The 21,771-nt window shown below is 56.2% G+C and carries 16 protein-coding genes, 1 tRNA gene and 1 pseudogene; 8 read left to right on the forward strand and 10 right to left on the reverse strand.

The window, feature by feature from the left end; all coding sequences use genetic code 11:
- Positions 1-124: 124 nt before the first annotated feature.
- Entirely contained in the window at positions 125-601 is a 477-nt protein-coding gene (locus PSH65_RS21850; RefSeq protein ID WP_305422295.1) for an antitoxin Xre/MbcA/ParS toxin-binding domain-containing protein, read from the reverse strand.
- Positions 602-1,092: 491 nt separating this feature from the next.
- Positions 1,093-2,016, reverse strand: a complete 924-nt coding sequence (locus tag PSH65_RS21855; RefSeq protein ID WP_305422297.1) for a site-specific integrase — start codon at positions 2,014-2,016, stop codon at positions 1,093-1,095.
- Positions 2,017-2,150: 134 nt separating this feature from the next.
- Here PSH65_RS21855 and PSH65_RS21860 point away from each other — a divergent pair, with 134 nt between their 5' ends.
- Positions 2,151-3,095: a DNA-binding protein gene (locus PSH65_RS21860; protein ID WP_305422299.1), complete on the forward strand. Its 945-nt coding sequence runs from the start codon at positions 2,151-2,153 to the stop codon at positions 3,093-3,095.
- Positions 3,096-3,172: 77 nt separating this feature from the next.
- Here the strand turns inward: PSH65_RS21860 and PSH65_RS21865 are convergent, their stop codons facing one another.
- Positions 3,173-4,030: a hypothetical protein gene (locus tag PSH65_RS21865; RefSeq protein ID WP_305422301.1), complete on the reverse strand. Its 858-nt coding sequence runs from the start codon at positions 4,028-4,030 to the stop codon at positions 3,173-3,175.
- 870 nt (positions 4,031-4,900) lie between these two features.
- On the opposite strand from PSH65_RS21865, the gene PSH65_RS21870 reads away from it, so the two are divergent.
- The 5 genes from PSH65_RS21870 (at position 4,901) to PSH65_RS21890 (ending at position 10,607) form a co-directional block, all read left to right on the forward strand.
- The gene (locus PSH65_RS21870; RefSeq protein ID WP_305422303.1) at positions 4,901-5,548 is read left to right on the forward strand and encodes a hypothetical protein; all 648 of its coding nucleotides are present in this window, start codon (positions 4,901-4,903) and stop codon (positions 5,546-5,548) included.
- Positions 5,529-7,388, forward strand: coding sequence for a DNA-binding domain-containing protein (locus tag PSH65_RS21875; protein WP_305422305.1), 1,860 nt, complete (start codon positions 5,529-5,531; stop codon positions 7,386-7,388). Before PSH65_RS21870 ends, PSH65_RS21875 begins: the two co-directional genes overlap by 20 nt.
- Positions 7,375-8,331, forward strand: a complete 957-nt coding sequence (locus PSH65_RS21880; RefSeq protein ID WP_305422307.1) for a TniB family NTP-binding protein — start codon at positions 7,375-7,377, stop codon at positions 8,329-8,331. The genes PSH65_RS21875 and PSH65_RS21880 overlap by 14 nt, the downstream gene beginning before the upstream one ends.
- Entirely contained in the window at positions 8,328-10,331 is a 2,004-nt protein-coding gene (locus PSH65_RS21885) for a hypothetical protein (RefSeq protein WP_305422308.1), read from the forward strand. Before PSH65_RS21880 ends, PSH65_RS21885 begins: the two co-directional genes overlap by 4 nt.
- A 138-nt stretch (positions 10,332-10,469) precedes the next feature.
- Entirely contained in the window at positions 10,470-10,607 is a 138-nt protein-coding gene (locus tag PSH65_RS21890) for a hypothetical protein (protein WP_305422309.1), read from the forward strand.
- Positions 10,608-10,966: 359 nt separating this feature from the next.
- On the opposite strand, the pseudogene PSH65_RS21895 reads toward PSH65_RS21890, so the two are convergent.
- Positions 10,967-11,470 (reverse strand): annotated as a pseudogene (locus tag PSH65_RS21895) (alpha/beta hydrolase); the annotation flags it as partial.
- A gap of 178 nt (positions 11,471-11,648) precedes the next feature.
- Here PSH65_RS21895 and PSH65_RS21900 point away from each other — a divergent pair.
- The gene (locus PSH65_RS21900; RefSeq protein ID WP_305422310.1) at positions 11,649-12,779 is read left to right on the forward strand and encodes a carbon-nitrogen hydrolase family protein; all 1,131 of its coding nucleotides are present in this window, start codon (positions 11,649-11,651) and stop codon (positions 12,777-12,779) included.
- Between the two features lie 3 nt (positions 12,780-12,782).
- On the forward strand, positions 12,783-13,823 hold the full coding sequence (locus PSH65_RS21905; protein ID WP_305422311.1) for an AraC family transcriptional regulator: 1,041 nt from the start codon (positions 12,783-12,785) through the stop codon (positions 13,821-13,823).
- 406 nt (positions 13,824-14,229) lie between these two features.
- Here the strand turns inward: PSH65_RS21905 and PSH65_RS21910 are convergent, their stop codons facing one another.
- From PSH65_RS21910 to clpX, 6 genes are all read right to left on the reverse strand, one after another.
- Complete coding sequence (locus PSH65_RS21910) at positions 14,230-15,063, reverse strand: DUF2242 domain-containing protein (protein ID WP_305422312.1); 834 nt, start codon at positions 15,061-15,063, stop codon at positions 14,230-14,232.
- 229 nt (positions 15,064-15,292) lie between these two features.
- On the reverse strand, positions 15,293-17,164 hold the full coding sequence (locus PSH65_RS21915) for a SurA N-terminal domain-containing protein (protein ID WP_305422313.1): 1,872 nt from the start codon (positions 17,162-17,164) through the stop codon (positions 15,293-15,295).
- A gap of 102 nt (positions 17,165-17,266) precedes the next feature.
- Positions 17,267-17,343: transfer RNA gene (locus PSH65_RS21920), tRNA-Asp, on the reverse strand.
- A 53-nt stretch (positions 17,344-17,396) separates the two neighbouring features.
- Positions 17,397-17,669, reverse strand: coding sequence for an HU family DNA-binding protein (locus PSH65_RS21925; protein WP_002552737.1), 273 nt, complete (start codon positions 17,667-17,669; stop codon positions 17,397-17,399).
- 149 nt (positions 17,670-17,818) lie between these two features.
- Complete coding sequence (lon, locus tag PSH65_RS21930; RefSeq protein ID WP_007901802.1) at positions 17,819-20,215, reverse strand: endopeptidase La; 2,397 nt, start codon at positions 20,213-20,215, stop codon at positions 17,819-17,821.
- A 264-nt stretch (positions 20,216-20,479) separates the two neighbouring features.
- Positions 20,480-21,763, reverse strand: coding sequence for an ATP-dependent Clp protease ATP-binding subunit ClpX (gene clpX, locus PSH65_RS21935; protein ID WP_007901798.1), 1,284 nt, complete (start codon positions 21,761-21,763; stop codon positions 20,480-20,482).
- Between the last annotated feature and the right edge of the window lie 8 nt (positions 21,764-21,771).

The following is a 21,771-nucleotide window of genomic DNA, read 5'->3' on the forward strand; positions in this document are numbered from 1 at the left end:
TTCTCCCAACACTCGACTTGCAGTGGTTGGTCGACCATGGCAATACCGACCCGTCGGATTCCCCAGGATGAATCCCCGAAGACCGGTCGCACATTTCGCCCTAGCTGATTGCCAACGCCTTCCATCAGGTTGCACCACCCCACTCAAGGGCCTGAAGAATACGACGAACTTGTTTAGCTCCTAGCTCTGTTTCGCAGAGCATGATCGGTGCGGTCCCACCGAGCGCTTTATTCGGCGCCGACATCCACTGTGTGGCTGTCACTTGTGTCTCAAATATCGCCTCGGCCAAGCGACTGAGCGTAGCAATTCTGTCCAAACGCTCGGAGGCGACAGGATCAAGGCTCTTTTGCTCTCGCCGTCGTCTTTCAAGGGTCGAAATTGATGCATTGAGCAGCGTTTCCAAGTGGCGGTCTTGAAGGTCGAAGGCCAAACGAACAACCTGGATGAGGTCAGCGGGAAACCCTACTCTTATTTGGTGCAGCCTCTCGTAATCCGTCAGCGACTCTCGATGGGAACTGAATCGCCAAAAGGCAGCGATCGCCACCTCTCGAGAGACATTTTTCTTTTTTACCGGACGTCGAGCCGCAGTTGAAGTACCCATCAACACTTCCTCCAAATGCTTTCCCATCAAATGGAATATGAGCTAACGCCTCTCTAAGCCTGACGTGGAATCGAATCTGAAAGCGCAGAATTTTTCTGCAAGCCCCATCAGAAAGTCTCGAGTCTGAATCAGTGCGCGGGGCGCTCGTTCGGCATCGTCATGCTCTCCTCCTTGCACGCGCGGTGCACGGTCCAGCCGCTCTATGCTTGATGACTTCCGACGAAGTTTTGTGCCCGGTAAATCACCTACAGCCTACACCTACCAAGACTGCACACTGAGTCTATCTCTGGGATCGGTCCGTGCTTTTCGTGAATCCCCCCTCTCCGCCTCGGCGTACCGTCCATCAAGGCCCGCGGAGAAAAAACCGTGCTGAGGTTTGAGAATCTTGGTTTCTCACACCTGTTAAATCGCTCACTTCAAGGGTGAATTGGCTTTGTTGTACAGCTGTAATAACGTAGGGCGTAGCTCAGTACGAAATCCTCTCTACGCAGTCATTTTGACTCTTCTGCGCGACGCCGCCAGTCGCCGAAGGGCGCATCGGCCTCTACATAGCGCATGGCCGTGTGCACGTCGCGCCAGCCTACGTACTCCATCAAGGCTTTCGGGCTCCAATGATTGCGGCTGGCCCAAGTCGCAAAGCCGCGGCGCAGCGAATGACCGCTGTAGCGTTCGCCGGCGACGCCGGCGCGCGTCAGGGCCCGGCGCAACACCCGCGCCACACTGTAAGGGTGTAGAGCCTCAGTGGAGAGATGGCCCCAACGGTCAATGCCACAGAACACCGGCCCCGCCTGCAATTGACTGAGCATCAGCCAATCCTCGTACGCCTGGACCGGACATAGGCGTTTTAAGGCCGGCACGCTGACGGTTCGGCCCTGAAAATCCCGGTCGGATTTGCTGCTGGACAGAAACAGGCTCAGCCCTTCGCCCACCACCAACTGATTGGTCTCAATTCGCAGGCGACACAGATCGTCGCTGCGAAAGGCCCGCCAAAAGCCCAGCAACAACAAAGCCCGATCGCGGACGGCGCGCAGGCGCACCGGCAGATCGGGCGACATCCCCTCCTGGTCCAAGGCCGCCACGCACTGTTCCAATTCGCGCAGTTGCAAGGGCTTGGCTTGGCGGACTTCGCGCGGGTGCAAGGCTTGGATTCCACGCAATACGTCACGCACCTGCGGGGCTTTGGTCGGGTCAACAAATCCGTGGAGTTGATGCCAACGCGCCAGGGCCGCGAGGTGGCCACGCAAGGTGCTGATCGACAGCTCAGCATGCTCAGCAAGGTAGCGCACGATGCTGTCACTGGAGGCTGGGAGAAAACCGCCCCAGCCGGACTCGTAATGCGCCAAAGCCTGCTGGTAGCGCCGGGTGGTACTTTCGCGGCGCGCCGCTTGCAGGTAACGCTCTGCGACTGTGGTCATACATCTGTCCTCCTCCCTGCCCCAGCCGTTCCTAGGTCTGCAGTGAACGGTGCCCATCACCCTTGGAGCTCAAACAAGTCATCCGGTATGCGCCATACTTCATCACTACCGGGAATCCTACAGGAGCTCCTGACATGGCCCGTGGTGGTATCAACAAAGCCCTGGTACACGCCGCACGTGATGCCCTGTTAGCGCGTGGGCTAAATCCCAGCATTGACCTGGTACGCGTCGAACTGGGCAACACTGGATCGAAAAGCACCATCCAACGTTATCTAAAGGAACTTAACGATAGCGCCAGCGCCGCCACGTCGCCGCCGGTGACTGAGGAAGTCCTGTCATTGGTTAACAGTCTAGCCGAGCGCCTGATTCAACAAGCGCAGACGTCTGTGGCCGAAGAGCGGGAGGCAGTCGGTCGCCAGCAGGCCGGGTATGCGCAAGAACGCGCGCAGCTACGCGAACGACTAGAACAATCACTAACCACTATCACCCAGCTGACCCACGAACGGGAGGAGCAACGTCAATGCGAACGACAATTACGCGAGCAGTTACAAGACAGTGAGGGTGAACACCAACGGTTGCGACAGCTCGTAACAGGCCAGCAACAGCTACTCGAAGAACGGGCCCACCGGGTAGAGTCGCTAGAGGAAAAACTTCAAAATGCTCGGGAGGGACTCGAGCACTATCGACAAGAACAACGGTCCCTGCGCGGGCAGGAACTGCGTCGACATGACGAGCAAGTCCAGCAGTTACGCCAGGAACTGCGAACCCTGCAAAATGCGCAACTGGCCAAACAGGAAGAATTGGTCACTGTGTACCGTGAGCAGGAACGGTTGCTCAATGAATACCGAGCGCAGCAGGCAAACTTACGTCAACAAATCCATGCCCTAGAAGATTGTCAACGCACCTTTGATATAGTGAATGGGCAACTACAGCTGCTGATCGCCGAGCATGCCGTCTTACGTGGGCGCGTTAGACCGTATTTACTGCAGCACCGTGAGGATCGCCGGCAGTTGCGTGAGCAAGCGCGTCAGATCGAGGCTTTACAAACGCTCCTGCGTCAAATGATGCCTTCCACCTAACGGTCAAACGGCGGGCAAGTCAGCCGTCGCCTAACCGGTTGGCAATGAGCGCAATACTGTCGAATTTGAAACCGGCGTCAGTCAATCAGCTTGATTACCGTCTCACTGTGTTTTGTGAGGGTTGTGCGCACACGCTGCAACAGCCCTCGCGGACAGTCGTTTTGGCCTTGGTCAAATCGCGAGGCTATTAACTGAAGATCTGCCATTACATGCCAGAGCATCGTCACACCAAAGGCGTCCCATTCGTGTAACCAGTTTTTTCTTTCCAGACTGCCCCACAACAGTTCGTGTCGTCTCAATGCTTTGTTGAAGGCTTGCAGGTTCATCGGCCAGTGGTCCACTTCACCAAGCTGGCCGAGAAGATAGAGCTCATGCAACCGTCTATAGAGTTCAGAGCTACAGGCACAGCACGGCGTCGTCAGACACACGAGTTTTACATAACAGGAAAAGTTCTTGCGCAGCCATAACCTGTGGGTTAGGTATCGCAGATCGCGCGTGCGCAGCAGCGCAACCAGATAAGCCAGCCGTGTCCAATCAGGACATCCGCACAACGCCTCCATCCCCTTTTCGGTGAAAGGATGTAGCGGCGCGCCATTCATATGTACGCGTTGAATGAACAGGTCTGCCGCATCGGATGGGATGTCCTCCCAGGCGAGTACTGTCCATAGCGGATTGTCCTCAACGCCCCTCAATGCGGGAAAGTCTTCCTTCAGTTCACGGCGCCATGGGTCGCGCGGCCAGGCTCCTTCCAATAGATCAAACCATTTGGTGTTGGGTTTGGACCGGGCCGATGAGTGGGGGTGTCGTGCTCGCCACCAACGATCACACCACATGGCAAAGTCGCGGTTCAACTCATATCCAGCAATGAAAAAAAGAGTATAGCCAAAGACTAAAGCCCTGAGTTTCTGGATCTCACGACGAAACGGATGGCTCATGTCACACCCTCCGACATTCCACTGGACGAGTTAAGACCCGCTTCATTTAGTGGCCTAAAACTCCCGAGACCCCACACACCCGGACGTTTGCTGCAAGCATGCGCAAACTTTTGTTCGCGCGAAGTGCGATTCTAGAGCCATCTTAAGAATAGTTTATGACCTCCTAGCCAAACCCAATCATTCGAAAAAAAAGCTCAATATATATCGGACTTACCACTGACCTTATTAGCTAATAACTACATTACTGCAATGTATAACGATGAGTTCTAAGACTCGAAGGAATGGTTGAAGGTCACTTCAGCCACATCAGAAAGGCTGACCCCGCTGGCACAACAGGCCTATAGAGCACCGCTTATCCAAGCCTCCTGGTGCCGACGTCATTGAACTGCACGCGTGAGCTCTCGGTGCAGACCAACAGGCATCACGTCAAAGAGGCTTGCCAACGGGGCACCGTGTGGAGATCGTCATCATGCGTTCGGAATTTCACTCTGACTCCTCCAAAATCCTTGTCATCGAATCCCGCTTTCTAGCGGTAGGCCTTACGGGAACCGATGTGCCCCCCGTTTGCTTATCGACTGTCTTGGACGTACTTAACGAAACCATCACCGACTGGCGACTGGTAAGCGGCTTATCGCCTGCGCAGGCCAACGTCTTAGCCCTTGACTCGATATTTCAAAGGGCATCGGAGGCTGATCCACCGCAATTAGGTATCGGAGACCGCGCCGAGAGCATGAGTAGGCCTTAGATAGGTCTTCTGTCATGGAAACACGCCATGGCCCGCGACGTCGGGACGCAACACCCCATTAGCCGGGACCTGCCGTGTGCGGTTGTACGAGACGCGAGGGCAGCCACTCCCGATGGAGGTACGCGATGGACCACCAAACAGCGCTGCACAGGCCAGCCGTCAATGCCGCCTTCGGCAAGCACCTGTTGTTCTTCCCTTCTCGCAAAATCCATGGACAAGTCGTGTGCCACAGTACGCTTGAGGCTGACTACTGTATCCATCTGGAGTACGACCCGGCGGTCGTCCGATATTGCAGCCAACCCGGAGAGCTGGAGTTGCGTATTGATGGGCGGTTGCATCGCTACCATCCCGACTTTCTGGTGGAGACCTTGGAGGAGCATTACTACACCGAGGTCAAAGTCGACTTCTCGCAAGTGTCCACGCTGTGGAAGGCTAAGCTGCGCGCCGCCCAGCAGCTGCTGAGCGAAACCAACAGCTACCTGGCACGGGCCGACCTCGCCAGCATCCGCCCGCCGTCGCGCTTGAGAAATCTGAAATTTTTGTATTTCCACTCCTTCAACGTGAGCGCCGATGAGTATGGCGGCTGCCTGCGGCTGTTACCGACCCTGTCCTACCCGGTGACCCTGCGGGAGCTGCTCGCCCACCCCTCCGAGGTACGCGAACGGGCGTTCTACAAGGCGTTGTTTGATCGGCAGCTGAGTTTTGATCTGAACCAACGCTTGACCATCAACACGCCCATTATGGGAGGCGGCCATGCACATCAGCGAACCTAAAGTCGGCGCGCAATACAAACTCGACGGCCAGGTCTACGAGATCATCAGCATTAACGATGGATGCATCGCCATGTGCTCGTTGATTCACAAGTACCGGCGCTTTCTCGATCACAACTTGTTCGCCATCTTGGAACAACGCGGCCAGTTGGTACTGCATCAACGCGCGGCTATCGACACCAGTCCGGCGGCGCAGTTGGCGTCCCTGAGCGGTGCCCAGCGAAGCAAGTTTCAGCACCGCCTGGCCTACGTCCAGGCGAACTTGCAGCAACTGGGTGGCAGACTACCGCGCATCGCAGCGAAGGCCATGATTCGCCAAGTCGCGGCGAAAATTGGCGATGACCACCCACCTGGCGTCACCACCTTATGGCAGTGGAAACAACGCTACCTGCGCAGCAACCATAACCCGCTAGCGCTGCTTAGGAAACCGTTGCGCGCGCGCCGAAAACGGATAGCCGAAACCACCGAGGAACTCATTCGGCATTACATCAAGACGGTGTACCTCCGGCGTGAGCGGCCGTCGCTTATGCATGCGTACAAACTGCTGAGAGGGCACATTGCCAAGGAAAACCAAGAGCGCCATCACTATGATGCGACGCCCATCAACATGCCGTCATACGCTACGTTCCGGCGCCGGGTGTTGTGCATGGACCGCTACTATGTCGCGCAAGAGCGTGAAGGGGCCAAGGCCGCCAAACGGCTGAACAAGTTCAGCGGCCACCTGTACGTTGACGATGATCCCTATGCCTGCACCCTGTTCGACAGCCAGGAGATGGACGTGATACTGGTGGACTCCGCCGGTGACCCGGCCGGTCGCCCCATTTTGTCCGCGCATCTTGTCCCCGCCGATCGGGAGTGTTCAGGCTGGGATATTGCCTTCGGAGCACCCTGCGCGGAGAAGATGATGCGCGCCACCATCCGTGCCATCATCAAAAACGGCAAAATGGCCGGAATCGGCACGGATCGTGGTTCGGAAGTTTTTAACACCTGGGCCATTACTACGTTCGAGTCGTTGGGCATCGACCCCGATTACGTGCCCGTCGGTGATCCCGACGCCAAAGCCATGATGGAGCGTTTTTTCGGCACGGTGAACACGGGCTTTTGTCACACCCTCCCGGGCACCACCAAAAGCTCACCACGCGAGCGCGGTGACTACCCATCGAAATTGCGCGCCTGCCTGACCTTGGAGCAGTTTCGCAACGCCTTTGCCCAGTGGCTGGACATTTACCATGCCACTTGGCAAGACGAACTGCACACCAGCCCTGCGGAGAAAAAGGCGCAGCTTAGCGCCCTCGCCCCGCCGGCCGAGCGGTACAGCGAAGAGGAGTTAAACCAGCGATGCCTGAGCGTCTGGCGGCTGAGGATCGACGGCGGCCGTGTGAAGACGTCGCATTTGACCTGGTTCGGCCCTGGACTGCCCGAAGTTCGCCAACGGCTCGCACCCAAGCAGCAAGCCCTTGTTTATTTCAACCCCTGTGACCTGGGGACCGTTTGGGTCGCGCACCCAGATACGCCGCAGGATTGGCACCCGGCCATCGCAACCCGGCCTGACTACCAGAATGGCCTGTCCCTCAGCGAGCATGAACTCGTGGTGGAGCAACTCAAGGCAGAAAAGCGTCGGTTCGACGGGGACATTGCATGCATCAAACTGTACGCGCTCAACGACTACATCGAAGCCTGCAAACATGCACACAAGGGTAAAGTCGCTGCCAAACATTCCAAGGCCCATCCCTCACGCATACCGCAGGAAGAGAGCTCAGTGCTGCGCGGGCCGGAATCATTAGACAGCAGCGACTTCTCGACCTATTCACTCAGATCAGGGGACGATGATGACTCCGACTAATGAGATGAAGCTCAGGCGGTTCAAGGGCTTCACGGTGATCCATTCGGTGTACAACGAGGCGTTGGACACACTCCACCGTTCGATCGAGGCCACGCGCATCCTGGGAGCGGACAGTGGGGGAATATTACTGGGTCTTTCAGGCACGGGTAAAACTCGCCTATGTAGCCACCTCATGTCAGAGTTCCCGGTTGCCAGCAGCATCAAGCGAGAGGACGGTATCCACGAAATAAAGCCGGTCATTTACTGCCGCGTGCCTCGGGACGCAACGGTCAAAGCCCTCACGGCCCGGTTGTTGAGGGAATTCGGTGAGTTCCCCCCGCGGCAATCCCAAGAAGCCTTGGAATATCAGCTCTTTAAAGTGCTGGAAAGTTGCCAAACCGAACTTCTCGTGCTTGATGAGTGGCCGCACCTGTTCCGAAGCGGCACGGAGACTGCCATCAAGAACGCAGCGGATTTCGTAAAGATCCTGACCGATGTATTCAAGCATGCAGTCCTGCTGGTCGGAGAGCCCGAATGTGAGGTGATCATCAGCCAGTGCACTGCTTTATCGGATCGCTTTCCCTACCGTGCACGCCTACGACCGTTCTCATTGTCTACCCCGGAAGGCTGGAATGAGTACAGCCGCGTGCTTCGTGCCTATGCCACTGAGCTCACTACCACGATGGGCTTCAACGATATACCCGCATTGACCGATGACAAGATGGTTCTTGCGTTCTACGTGCTGACGGAGGGGAATTTTAGAGCCTTGGCCAACACATTGTGTGCGGCGTTGGCAAATTCACTGCAGCGCGCTGACGGTCAATTGTTGCTTTCGGACTTCGTCATCGCTGCCAAGCAGGTGAAAACGTCGAAGCTGACCACCTTGAATCCCTTCGAGATGTCCACCAGCGCCTTAAAAAAAAGCCTCGCCGGCGCCGTGAAGCGGCAGGAGAGAACACAATGAGCAAGCTCATCTTTTACCCTCTACCCAAACCTCGGGAAAGCGTCATTTCTCTGCTATTTCGCTGCGGAACCGGCAACGGATTTCAGACGCTGCGCATTTTCTCTGCTTGGACACATCTTAATCTGCGCAATTTCATCAATCCCCAACGTAAAGACTCCTCCGTCTGCAACTTGCTCAGCAGTCACTCTTTACTCGAACCAGATGAGAGGGCCGCCCTTCTCAACAGCTTCCACCAACCCGTTCTGTACGGTATGAGCACCCATGTCGAAATTGCCGGCGTCGCCTTTCCCCAGGCAGTGCTGAGGGACCGCTTGGCACTGTGTCCCGGTTGCGTCCGTGATGGGTTCCTGGACCGACTGCATGTCTTCCGCTTTTCTGACACTTGTCCGGTACACGGCGAACAGTATCTCGAGCACTGCCCCCAATGCAGGGAACCAATCGACTGGCTTCGGTTACACGACTATCACTGTCCTTGCACATTTGACCTACGGCAGGCTCCTCTGAATTTGTCCAACAAACGCACGAGCGAGTTACTCAGCCGCGCTTTGGATGAAAGAAACCAGGGATTTTTCCAATTGTTGTTGGCGAGTATTCAAGCTGTGCGTTTCGGTCGCGCCCCCGAATCTTGTTCACAACTGATCGCGAGCTGCGTCAATATTGCGACCGGTAATAAGCCAACTTTTTTTCTTGAAATGGAAAAGTTGCAGGGACAACTCCCGAGCCTGCACCGGCGGGCGCTTTTGGCGCCTTTTCTCTTGAGTCCGGACCCCACGCTGAGCAGGTTCGCTCAAGAGTACTTCTACAATGCCTGCCAATCCAAACCCTACAGCCATGCCGCAGATTGCCGCTGCGGAGAGTTGAGATTCAGCGCCCGCGAACTCAACTTCATTTTCACCTCGCAGGAACGTGCCGCGTTGATGCGCAGTGATCACCATTGCATTCGCTCTCCGCATCAGGATCCAACCGTGAGGCAACGGGCCTACCAATGCCCTGACCTCTGCAGATCTTTATATACATTCCCGCATATCCAGTGGGAATCGATGGATGAGCCGCCCGTACCACAACTCGAATTTGAGTTAATGAGCCACCAGAACGCCGCGGAGATCCTTCAGACCACACCCCAAACCATTCGACGCCTTATTAGTACCGGGCTACTGAAAGGCTTCAAGTTCAACACCCCCATCGGGCTCGCTACTTCATTAGAATCAATCAAAGCCTTTAATGACAAGTACGTTTTGAGAGAGGAAATTGCGAGAAGAAGCGGATTAACAAACAACAAATTACGTAAATTGCTATACGGCCTAGTACCCATTGTTGTACGTACCACACTCTATGCCCACGGTTTGTTGGTATATCAGCGCAAGCACCTTTCGGAAGAGTTGCGCAGCCTTTTGGATAGGCAGGCGGCTTCAATCATCAAGGCAACGGGAGATTTTGGCGACCACGTGACTTTTGGGGAGGCTGCGAGACAACTAAACGTTGATATCAAGGACGTAAAAGCCCTTCGTAACCTCGGAATACTGAAGGTTGTATTTGTAGCGCCGAAGCAAATACGACATAGCACAGGCAGGCCATATTGCACCACCAAAAGCTTACGGGAGGCAATTGCTTGGCGTACAGGATATGTCTCTGTTCAGGAAGTTAAGGCAGCAACTGGATGCGACACCCATTTGATTCACACGCAATTCCTCAAGACAGGGTTTGTCCCAAGCGTACCGTTGCACAACACTTACATTACTGTCGATGGTGCCAAAATTATCGACAGACACTTTAAGAAGTACACCACACTGACTCAGCTTTCTTCCACGAAGCACATATCGACAACCGTCATTTCAGAACTACTGGAGCTTGGGAAACTTCAGCCATTGGCCGCCGACCACCCAGACAATATTAGTGGCGTAGCCGTATTCGAAAGACAAGAGGCAGATGATGCGATCGCTAACTACATACGCGAACGACCTGTCAGACTTTACCGAAGCTACAATTCTGGGATCCGTTAAATGTTTGGATCTTACGAAAGCTAAATAGTTAACGCAGTGGGTTAACTATTGATTATGAAAGCTCACACACTTGACCTGACGAAGTACGACAACTAGGTGCCTTGGCCTGCCGCTTACGCTGAAAAACCGGGGGATTACATGAGCAGGGATAGAGAAAGCAGCGAAGACCAGAGCATGGTCGACAAGATCACTGCAGGCGAGCTATTGATGGCGCTAGCGATGCAGACTTTCGCCCCTACCACGATGCGCAAGAAACGCAGTCTGCAGAGGAAGTGAAGAGGCTACGTCTGGAATCGGAGGCATTGTTTGCAGATGTTAACGAATATCAACGCCAAGCCCTCAGCAGGCCTAAATCTCAGTTGCATTGAATGAAATCCCGTACGGCAAAGGCAGCAATCCTGACTGCATCTACATCACCATCGATGGTGGTTTATGGCCCGCCTTGCACAACACTAACGCAGCCCTGGTCGAGACGCCGACCTGCAGCTCTAGTGAAGTTTCGCGCATCGACATGATTGAGAAGCACTGCTCCGATAACACTTAGTGATGTCCTCTTCCCAGCAGCGAGCAGGGAGAAAATAAACGCCGGAAGGGCCAACCTCCGGGGTTTTGCTTTTATTTCGCCAGCCATTGTCTTAACTACGGTTCAGCTCTCCAACCAACACCTTGTTAAAGCGTGCGGGATCTTCTATCTGCAATGCATAACCTTCGCCTGCAATCTCGATCAAACTCGCCCCGTGATCAGCTGGCTGGCTGCTTGTCTACGACATGGTAATCGCCGATCTTCGCCTTGATCTCAGGTGATGCAATGTCACTGCCGATGGCGCTAATGTCGGCATCACTAATCATAAAGACGCTCGGCATCGTGAGGTTGAGAAACTCGCAGATCATTGGCTGGGTAAAGATCATGTCGTAGATGAGGGCCGAGTTCCACGCCACTAGTTTGTGCCCCGGCCACCTGTTGAGCCCGGCCAGCATGCCTACCCAGCTGTCATACTCAGATTTCCAGCGACAGCAGTAATAAGAGCTCCGCTCGTACTCGCGGATGCCATCGCCGCGAGCTTGAGCTCGAGATCGACACTTCGAAATGGCACGCCCCGGCCTTCTGCGTCCAGTAGGGATAAGCCTCGCACAGGCACTTTTTGTACAGAGCCAAGTTCTTACTTCAGTGACGTACGCGGCTAAAACTCCAATTTTAACGAAAAAAAAATCTCGCCCCTGAAGCAATGTCTCCTCTAACTCCTTGTATTACGGTACTCTTGATTCAATTTTAAGTGCAATGCCATGACCCTGCACACGGCCGTTGACTGTTTCCCCATGCGCAAACTTTTGTACCTGACCCTCTCCATGGCGTTGATCGCCGCCCTCACGACCTACGCAATGTGGGCCGCGAACCGTCCGGTGGGTCATTACCTGTCGGACCTGCGCATCAGTCTCGCGGTCGATCAGGGCACTCCCGCCGATCGCGGCAATCTGCTGGGTATCCAGCCGGAGCTGTTCCCCACCGACTACCAAAGCCCCGAACGCCTGCACCGCAAGCTCGCGGCCTACTTGCAGAAGGCTCAGGATCAAGGCCTGCTGAATGAAAAGACCATCGTCGTACTGCCCGAACACGTCGGTACCTGGCTGATGATCAGCGGCGAAAAAGACGAGTTGTACCAGGCCACTACGCTCAAGGAGGCCATGAACTGGCTGGCGGTGAGCAACCCGTTGCAGTTCATCCGCGCCCTGATCAGCGCCGAGGGCGGCAGCCGCCTCGACGACGCGCACTTGCGGATGAAGGCCAAAAAAATGGCCAGGGATTACCAGGCGCTGTTCGGCGGCCTGGCGAAAGAATTCCGCATCACGCTGGTGGCGGGTTCCATCGTGTTGCCCGAACCGAGCGTCAGCGACGGCATCCTGAAGATTGGCCGCGGTGCGCTGTACAACAGCAGCGTAGTGTTCGGTCGCGACGGTTTGCCGATCGGCCAGCCGCAGCGGCAAATGCACCCGACTTTCGCTGGACGCGACACCGTCGAAGCCAATTCCGAACACACGATCAACGTCGTCGATACACCGGCCGGACGCCTGGGCGTGCTGATCGGCAGCGACAGCTGGTACCCCGACAACTATCGCAAACTCGACGATCAAGGCGCGCAACTGGTGGCGGTCCCGGCGTTCGTCGTCGGGCGCGGGTCCTGGGATCAACCGTGGCGCGGTTATAAAGGCCAGTCCACACCGAATTCTGTGAGCCTCAAGGCTGGCGAACTCAGTGAAGGTCAGGCCTGGCATCGGCTGACGCTGATCGCCCAACCGTCCGGCAGCCAGGCCATCGCCGGCATGAGCGTGTTCCTGCGCGGTCAGTTCTGGGACAAGGGCAGCGCCGGTCAAAGCTTCCTCAGCAGCAACGGGCAGCATTTTGCCGGTGGCGATGCCCGGGGCGCACGTTTGCTGAACCTCTGGCTGTAAGCGATGAAACCGCAACCGATGCGCCTCGGGGATTTGTCGGTGGGCTTCGTCCATAGCCTGGCCGACGCCGTGCGCAGCCATGGCCTGGACCCACAACCGTTGCTCGAACAGTACGGTCTCGACGCCGCGCGATTGGCCGAGGCCGGCGCCCGTCTCTCGATCCCGCGCTACATGCGCCTGGGTCACAGCGCCATTCAACTGACCGACGATCCGGCACTGGGCTTGCGTATGGGCCAGCTCAGTCGCCTGAGCCAGGCCGGCCTGGCCGGCGTCACCGCCGCCCAAGCCCCCACCGTGCGCGAAGCGGCGCGCTGCCTGATTCGCTTCGAAGCGCTGTACGGCTCCAACTATCGCGGCCAGTCGAGCTTTCATGAAGACGCCCAAGGCGCTTGGTTGCGGTTCTATTCCATCAGCCCCTACAACGCCTACAACCGCTTCGTGGTGGATTCGATCATCGCCGGCTGGTTGCAGCAATTGTCCAGCGTAAGCCCTGCCCCGCTACGCGCCGAACGGATCGAGATCGAATTCCAGGCGCCGGATTACCGCGAGGCCTACGCCGTACTGGGGGATTGTCCGATTCAGTTTGGCGCCGAACAGAATCAACTGCGCCTGAGCCTGGACAGCCTCTCCCAGCGCAACCCGCAGCACTGCCCGAGCACTTGGCGGCACCTGTTGCAACTGTGTGAGCGGGAACTGGAGCAACTGACACGCACCCGTAGCCTGCGTGAACGTATCACTCAGTTACTGGGGCCGTTGCTCAATGGTGGCCGGGAACCCGACCTGGAGGAAGTGGCGGCACGCCTGAAGCTGCCAACCTGGACCTTGCGTCGCAAACTCGCCGAGGAAGGCACGCAATTTCGTGCAATTCTCAACGACACACGTCGCGACCTCGCCATGACCTACATCCGCGACACCGAACTGGCGTTCGGGGAAATCGCCTACCTGCTGGGGTTTGCCTCAGCCGAAGCCTTTCAACGGGCCTTCAAACGCTGGAACGGCCAGACCCCTGGCGAGTTTCGCCGCAGTCATCGCCAATCCGCGTAGGAGATCTTTTGTGGCGAGGGGGCTTGCCCCCGTTCGGCTGCGCAGCAGTCGTAAACCGGTTTACAACTCGGTAGCGTCTTCGGCCGGTTCCAGCGGGTCCAGTTCAAACGCCTGATACTCGAGCAGTTCTTCTTGATAATCGTCCATTATTAAAACCCCCATCGCTTGTTGAAAAAATTGCCTGAATAAATGACCAGCGCCCTGAGCATAAAGTGCCCGTATGAAAGAAAAATGACGCTGGTACGACACTACGTCGCTACTAAATAAAACGTAGCAGGTGGTCAGGAATTTATCACAGGATTTTTTCGATACGAGCTGTAGGAATACGGCTCGACTTGATGTGGATCAATCTTGGAAGGTGTTACGGAATCGAAGTCGTTTGACCCGATCCCATAACATCGGTCAATTACTGGCCGGAGACAGGCATGGCCGAAATTGGCTCGGTCGGTGCCGGCATAGTGCTTGAATCCGCCGGTGGAGCCACTGTTTCGGTGGACGAACTCGGCTCGCTGCTCTGCGCCGGGGTAATCGGCGCGCTGTCAGCAGGTGGTGCGACAGGCTCCGAAGTGGCTGGTGCAGGCTCAACTGCCGGCGCTGGGGCAGGCGCAGGTTCTGCCGCCGGGATCGGCGCCAACTGAGCCGGCGCAGCCTTGACTTCAGGCACACCCAGATCAGTCTTCGGCTTCTCGGTAATATGCGCGGCCTTCTTCGCTTCCGGTGGCAGGAACAACTCGACCAAGGCAAAGAAACGTTCGTAGAACTTGGCCGAGGATACGGTTTCACTGGCGACCTTGACCATCGAGTCGTCGGACGAGCCGATCGGCATCGAGACCGAGCCCAACACACCGACACCGAGGCTGGCGGAGTTGTTGGTCTTCTTCAGCGCATAACGGTCCTGCAGGGCGTTGGCGAACACAGTCGCATGGTGCCCTTCGCTGCCATCATCGGCACAAACCACGCTGAAGCTGATCTCCATGTGGGTCTCGCCAGTCTGCTGGAAGCTCTTGTGACCACTGACCAGCTTCGGATCGGCGCTGGTGATGATGTAACCCTGGCTGAGCAAAGCCCGACGGGCGGCCTCACAGGACTGCTTATCGGTCACCGGGTAATTGCGCGAGAACGTTCCGGAGTCGTCGAAGTTCTCATGCTCGTAGATGGCGGCTTTCTTCGAGGAACAACCGGCAGCGGCGGCCAGCACCACGGCCAGCCCGACAACACGCATGGGAATTGATCTAAACATTGAACATCCTGAGGAAAACGGTTCGGGGCGTATTGTGCAACAGATCGATGCTTAGCGTCGCACCGTTTAGTGTCTTGAAACAGTTACAAGTCTACTGACTGCCATTGACAGGAAAAAGTCGCGCGGTAAATAAGCAGGCGACGGGTAGCACATCCCGCTTTTGTTTCACCCATAAAAAACCCCGGCCTTTCGGCCGGGGTCCTTGTGTCGCGCAAAGCTCAGTCAAGCATCAGAAACGCTTGATCTCAGCCTCACTTTCCAACAGCTTGCGGTAGGCCGCGAAGTCTTGCTGACCAATGCGCGAGGCGAGGAAGCGACGGTATTGAACCTTCTCTTCTTCGGTCGGCGCCGCGGCTTCGTTCACGCTGTTCAGACGCACGATCACCAGACTACCATCGGCCAGGGTCACGCTACTGAAGGTCGGCTTGTCTTTGGAGACTGGCTTGGGCATGCGGAACAGCGCTTGCAGCACGGTTGGGTCGATCCCTTCCTGAGCGCGAGTCGCGGCTGCAGTGACTTTCCAGTTCTGGCCATCGATCGCCTTGTCCAGTACCGTCTTGCCATCGCGCAGGCTGGCAATCAGTTGATCAGCCTTGGTCTTGGCGGCAGCACTGGCATGCTCCTTGGTCAGCTGCGCACGGATGCTGGCAGCCACGCTTTCCAGCGGCAGTTGCTCAGGCTTGCGGTGCTCCTTGGCGCGCAGCACGATCACGGTTTCCGGGTCCAGCTCGATGGCGGTGCTGTTGGCACCCTCCTCCAGCACTTCAGGACTGAACGCAGCGGCCACCACGGCACGGTTGGCCGCAACACCTTCGCCACCTTCCCGGCCGAATGGCGCGGACGTGTGGACGGTCAGTTTCAGGTCTTGTGCCGGCTGGGCCAGATCAGAGGACTCGAACGAGGAGTCTTCCAATTGCTTGGTCGCCTCGACGAAACGCTGCTCGACCTGCTGGGTTTTCAGCTCGCGGGTCAGCTTGTCTTTCAGGCTGGCAAACGTCGGCACTTCAGGGGCTTCAACACCCAGCAGCTTGATCAGGTGAAAACCGAAGTCGGTGCGAACCGGCTCCGAAACCTGATCCTTGGCCAACGAATACAGGGCTTTTTCAAACGCTGGATCGTAGACGCCTGGACCTGCAAACCCAAGGTCACCGCCGTTGTTCGCCGAGCCCGGATCCTGGGAGAATTCCTTGGCCAGGGCCTCGAATTTCTCGCCTTTGGTCAGACGCGCCTGCACTTCTTCGATTTTGGCCTTGGCTTGCGCCTCGGTCACCTTATCGTTCACTTCGATCAGAATATGCGCAGCCCGGCGTTGCTCGGACAGGTTCGCGGTTTCTTTCTGATACGCCGCTTGCAGGTCTTCGTCCTTGACGCTGACCTGATCAAAGAAGGACGCCTTCTTCAATTCGAGGTAATCGATGACCACCTGATCCGGCGTCATGAATTCCTTGGCGTGTTCGTCGTAGTAGGCTTTGACTTCGTCGTCAGTCAGTTTCACCGCCGCAGGATCTGCCTTGACGTTCAAGGTGGCGAAATCGCGGGTCTGTTTTTCCAGACGGGCGAAGGCCAGAACCTGTGCATCGGTGACAAAGCCGCTGCCAGCCAAGCCAGCGCGTAGCTGACCGATCAGCATTTCCTGAGCCAGCATCTGGCGGAATTGCAGACGGCTATAGCCGAGTTGACGGATCACCTGATCGAAGCGCTCGGCGTTGAACTTGCCATCCACCTGGAATTCAGGCGTTTGCAGGATCACCTGATCCAAAGCCGCTTCGGAGAAAGCGAATTTCGATTTTTCTGCGCCTTGCAGCAGCAGTTTGCGATCGATCAGGCCTTTGAGGGCCGATTCGCGCAGCATTTTTTCGTCGAGCAAGGAAGCATCGAAATCCTTGCCAAGCTGTTGCATGAGCTGACGGCGTTGCATATCAACCGCTTGGTTCAGCTCGTTTTGACTGATTTCTTCACCATTGACCTTGGCCGCATCCTGGCTGTTGGTCGTCGCCTGGAAAATGGCCTCGATACCGGTGAAAGCCATCAGTACAACGATGATCCCGATAATGGTCTTGGCAATCCAGCCTTGTGAATTGTCCCTGATATTCTGCAGCATGCGTCCCCCAGAAACGGTTGAACTTCAAAATTAGGCAACCGTGGAGCGTGGGTAGAATCCGGATAGAAGAAAGGCGCATCCGAGGATGCGCCTTCTCGTAACTGGCGGAGCGGACGGGACTCGAACCCGCGACCCCCGGCGTGACAGGCCGGTATTCTAACCGACTGAACTACCGCTCCGCTGCCAAGTCAGGAATGACCCCGACCCGGATAGGCAAAAACCTGAATCGAACTTAGTTGACAGCTTCTTTCAGTGCTTTACCAGCTTTGAAACCTGGTTTTTTGGCGGCGGCGATTTCCAGCGTCTTACCGGTCTGTGGGTTACGACCGATGCGAGCTGGACGATCGGTCACGGAGAAGGTACCGAAACCAACCAGAACAACAGAGTCGCCAGCCTTGAGAGCGCCAGTGACGGATTCGATTACAGCGTCCAGCGCACGGCCAGCAGCAGCTTTCGGGATATCAGCGGATGCAGCGATAGCATCAATCAGTTCCGACTTGTTCACTCTAAGTCCCCTTATATCTATTTGAGTTTGATTCTAAGTTTTTTGGTGAAAGCAAAAAAACGAGTGCTGAATGGCCTACAGACACTTAAGAGCCGCTTTATAACAAGGGCTCTAAAAAACTGTCAACAAGCCCCCCAGGCAAATGCGTACTAATGCGTGCTAATTCTTTCCTTAGAGTCAGACTCGCGTTTTTCATCCTTTGCAACGATCTCCGGAACCACATCCGGCAAGGGCTCCGGCGCGTATTGCAGCGCAATTTGCAGGACCTCGTCAATCCATTTAACTGGTTTAATCTGTAGATCTTGCTTGATATTGTCAGGAATTTCCTTCAGATCGCGTACGTTCTCTTCAGGAATGATCACCGTCTTGATTCCACCACGGTGAGCAGCCAGCAGTTTTTCCTTCAATCCACCGATCGCCAGCACCTGACCACGCAAGGTGATTTCGCCGGTCATGGCAACATCTGCACGCACCGGAATGCCAGTCAATGCTGACACCAGGGCCGTGCACATGCCTACACCAGCGCTAGGGCCATCTTTCGGCGTTGCCCCTTCAGGCATATGGATATGCGTGTCGCGCTTCTCGTGGAAGTCCAGAGGAATCCCCAGGCTCTTCGCACGGCTGCGGACAACGGTCAGGGCTGCGGTGATCGATTCGACCATCACGTCACCCAGAGAACCCGTCTTGATCAACTGGCCTTTACCCGGTACGACCGCGGCTTCGATGGTCAGCAATTCGCCACCCACCTGGGTCCACGCAAGGCCCGTTACCTGGCCAATCTGATCCTGCGACTCAGCCAGACCGTAGCGGAATTTACGCACGCCCAGGAAGTGCTCGAGCATGTCGGCAGTGACCTTCACCGAGAAGCGTTTTTCCATCGCATGCTCTTTGACCGCCTTGCGGCAAACCTTGGCAATCTGGCGCTCCAGCCCACGCACACCGGCTTCGCGGGTGTAGTAGCGAATGATGTCGCGGATCGCTTCGGCGTCGAATTCCAGCTCGCCTTTCTTCAGACCGTTGGCCGTAATCTGCTTCGGCGAAAGGTATTTGACGGCGATGTTGATCTTCTCGTCTTCGGTGTAACCCGGCAGACGAATCACTTCCATCCGGTCCAGCAGCGCCGGCGGAATGTTCATGGAGTTGGAGGTGCAAAGGAACATCACATCGGACAGGTCGTAATCGACTTCCAGATAGTGATCGTTGAAGTTGTGGTTCTGCTCGGGATCGAGCACCTCCAGCAACGCCGACGCCGGATCGCCACGCATGTCGCTGCCCATTTTGTCGATTTCATCGAGCAGGAACAGCGGGTTGCGAACGCCCACCTTTGTCATCTTTTGAATCAATCTTCCTGGCATCGAACCGATATAAGTCCGACGATGACCACGAATCTCCGCCTCATCGCGCACACCACCGAGGGCCATGCGGACGAATTTGCGGTTGGTGGCGTGAGCAATCGACTCCGCCAGAGAGGTTTTACCCACCCCGGGAGGACCGACCAGGCACAGCACCGGACCACGAATTTTCTTCACGCGCTTCTGCACGGCGAGGTATTCGAGGATCCGCTCTTTGACTTCTTCCAGGCCATAGTGGTCGGCGTCGAGAATGTCTTCGGCACGAGCGAGGTCCAGACGCACCTTGCTCTGGGCCTTCCACGGCACTTGAACCAGCCAGTCGATGTAAGAACGCACCACCGTCGCTTCCGCGGACATTGGCGACATTTGCTTGAGCTTGTTCAGTTCGGCTTGAGCCTTGGCCAGTGCGTCTTTCGGCAGACCGGCGGCATCGATACGCTTTTTCAGCTCTTCGATTTCGTTGTGGCCTTCGTCGCTGTCACCCAGCTCTTTCTGAATGGCCTTCATCTGCTCATTCAGGTAGTACTCGCGCTGGCTGCGCTCCATTTGCTTTTTAACGCGGCCGCGAATGCGTTTTTCGACTTGTAGCAGATCGATTTCGGCATCCAGCAACGCCAGAACGTGCTCGACCCGGGCCGACAAATCGATGATTTCGAGGATTTCCTGCTTCTGCTCGATCTTCAGGGCCATGTGCGCGGCCATGGTGTCGACCAGGCGGCCTGGCTCGTCGATGCTATTAAGCGACGACAGGACTTCAGCGGGGACTTTCTTGCCCAGCTGCACATATTGTTCGAACTGAGCCAGCAGGCTGCGGACAAACACTTCCGACTCGCGCTCAGGCGCGTCGACTTCGTCGATCAGCGAAACTTCGGCACGGCAGTGGCCGTCGACTTCGCTGAAGCGCTCCACGGCGCCCCGCTGCTCGCCTTCGACAAGAACCTTGACTGTACCGTCAGGCAGCTTGAGCAGCTGCAGAACGGTAGCGATGGTACCTACGCGATAAAGTGCTTCTTCACCGGGATCGTCGTCAGCAGGATTTCGCTGAGCCAGCAGAAGGATCTGCTTGTCGCCCGTCATCGCTGCCTCGAGGGCTTCGATGGATTTCTCGCGCCCCACGAACAGCGGGATAACCATGTGCGGATAAACCACGACATCACGCAATGGCAGGAGAGGCAATTCGATGGTTGTCTTCATGATTTCGCCTCTACGGCGGCCATAAGGCCGTAAACAGATGGAAGTAAGCTTGAAACCAAGATGGGGGCTGTTTTCAAAAAAAACAAGCGGATAAAAGAACCACTTTGAAGATCGCCCCTTACGGTAGCGCCTGTATGGGTCCGGATGCATCCAATCAGGCCGACTGTTATGCCGCCTTCGCAGCGGTGCGGCGATCCGACAAGCCAGCCCCCCACAATAGCAAAGGGGCCCGAAGGCCCCTTCTTTATTTCAGCAGTGTGACGCTTAGGCGTCCGGCGCTGCCTTGGCAGTCGGCTCACTGTTTTCGTAGATATACAGTGGCTTGGACTTGCCTTCTATAACGCTTTCATCGATCACTACTTTACTCACCTCGGACTGCGAGGGGATTTCATACATAGTGTCGAGCAATACACCTTCGAGAATCGAGCGCAGTCCACGGGCACCGGTCTTACGTTCCAGGGCACGTTTGGCGACCGATTTCAGCGCGTCGGCCCGGAACTCCAGATCCACGCCTTCCATCTCGAACAGCTTGGCATACTGCTTGGTCAGAGCATTTTTCGGCTCGGTGAGAATCTGCATCAACGCAGCCTCATCAAGCTCATCCAGCGTGGCAAGTACCGGCAGACGACCGACGAATTCCGGGATCAGACCAAACTTGACCAGATCGTCAGGTTCGACTTCACGCAGGGACTCACCGACTTTCTTGCCTTCTTCCTTGCTGCGCACTTCCGCGTTGAAACCAATGCCTCCCTTGGTGGAACGGTTTTGAATAACCTTTTCCAGACCGGAGAACGCACCGCCGCAGATGAACAGGATGTTACGGGTGTCGACCTGAAGGAATTCCTGCTGCGGATGCTTGCGACCACCTTGAGGTGGAACGGAAGCGACCGTACCTTCGATCAACTTGAGCAGGGCCTGCTGCACGCCTTCACCGGAAACGTCCCGGGTGATCGACGGGTTGTCAGACTTGCGCGAGATCTTGTCGATCTCATCGATGTAGACAATGCCCATCTGGGCTTTTTCTACGTCGTAATCGCACTTCTGCAGCAGCTTCTGAATGATGTTCTCGACATCTTCACCCACATAACCCGCCTCGGTGAGGGTGGTTGCGTCGGCGATGGTGAACGGAACGTTCAGCAAGCGGGCCAGTGTTTCGGCAAGCAGGGTTTTACCCGAGCCTGTCGGGCCGATCAGCAAGATGTTGCTTTTGCCGAGTTCGACGTCGTCATTCTTTTTGTCACGCTGGTTCAAACGCTTGTAGTGGTTGTACACCGCTACGGCCAGAACCTTTTTCGCACGTTCCTGACCAATCACGTACTGATCAAGGATGCCGCTGATTTCTTTAGGCGAAGGCAATTTATGCGCGCTGCTTTCGGCCTGGGCTTCCTGCACCTCCTCACGGATGATGTCATTGCACAGGTCGACGCACTCGTCGCAAATAAAGACCGAGGGGCCGGCAATCAATTTGCGTACTTCATGCTGGCTTTTGCCACAGAAGGAGCAATAGAGCAGCTTGCCGTTGTCCTCGCCGTTGCGGGTGTCAGTCATTCGTTCGA

Origin of the sequence: Pseudomonas sp. FP603 (genome assembly GCF_030687415.1) — a bacterium.
GTDB classification, from domain to species: Bacteria; Pseudomonadota; Gammaproteobacteria; order Pseudomonadales; family Pseudomonadaceae; genus Aquipseudomonas; species Aquipseudomonas wuhanensis.

Bases quoted from the DNA above. Each gene is read 5' to 3' on its own strand.
- PSH65_RS21850 (WP_305422295.1), bottom strand. From the start codon at position 601: ATGGGTACTTCAACTGCGGCTCGACGTCCGGTAAAAAAGAAAAATGTC.
- PSH65_RS21855 (WP_305422297.1), bottom strand. From the start codon at position 2,016: ATGACCACAGTCGCAGAGCGTTACCTGCAAGCGGCGCGCCGCGAAAGT.
- PSH65_RS21860 (WP_305422299.1), top strand. From the start codon at position 2,151: ATGGCCCGTGGTGGTATCAACAAAGCCCTGGTACACGCCGCACGTGAT.
- PSH65_RS21865 (WP_305422301.1), bottom strand. From the start codon at position 4,030: ATGAGCCATCCGTTTCGTCGTGAGATCCAGAAACTCAGGGCTTTAGTC.
- PSH65_RS21870 (WP_305422303.1), top strand. From the start codon at position 4,901: ATGGACCACCAAACAGCGCTGCACAGGCCAGCCGTCAATGCCGCCTTC.
- PSH65_RS21875 (WP_305422305.1), top strand. From the start codon at position 5,529: ATGCACATCAGCGAACCTAAAGTCGGCGCGCAATACAAACTCGACGGC.
- PSH65_RS21880 (WP_305422307.1), top strand. From the start codon at position 7,375: ATGACTCCGACTAATGAGATGAAGCTCAGGCGGTTCAAGGGCTTCACG.
- PSH65_RS21885 (WP_305422308.1), top strand. From the start codon at position 8,328: ATGAGCAAGCTCATCTTTTACCCTCTACCCAAACCTCGGGAAAGCGTC.
- PSH65_RS21890 (WP_305422309.1), top strand. From the start codon at position 10,470: ATGAGCAGGGATAGAGAAAGCAGCGAAGACCAGAGCATGGTCGACAAG.
- PSH65_RS21900 (WP_305422310.1), top strand. From the start codon at position 11,649: ATGCGCAAACTTTTGTACCTGACCCTCTCCATGGCGTTGATCGCCGCC.
- PSH65_RS21905 (WP_305422311.1), top strand. From the start codon at position 12,783: ATGAAACCGCAACCGATGCGCCTCGGGGATTTGTCGGTGGGCTTCGTC.
- PSH65_RS21910 (WP_305422312.1), bottom strand. From the start codon at position 15,063: ATGTTTAGATCAATTCCCATGCGTGTTGTCGGGCTGGCCGTGGTGCTG.
- PSH65_RS21915 (WP_305422313.1), bottom strand. From the start codon at position 17,164: ATGCTGCAGAATATCAGGGACAATTCACAAGGCTGGATTGCCAAGACC.
- lon (WP_007901802.1), bottom strand. From the start codon at position 20,215: ATGAAGACAACCATCGAATTGCCTCTCCTGCCATTGCGTGATGTCGTG.
- clpX (WP_007901798.1), bottom strand. From the start codon at position 21,763: ATGACTGACACCCGCAACGGCGAGGACAACGGCAAGCTGCTCTATTGC.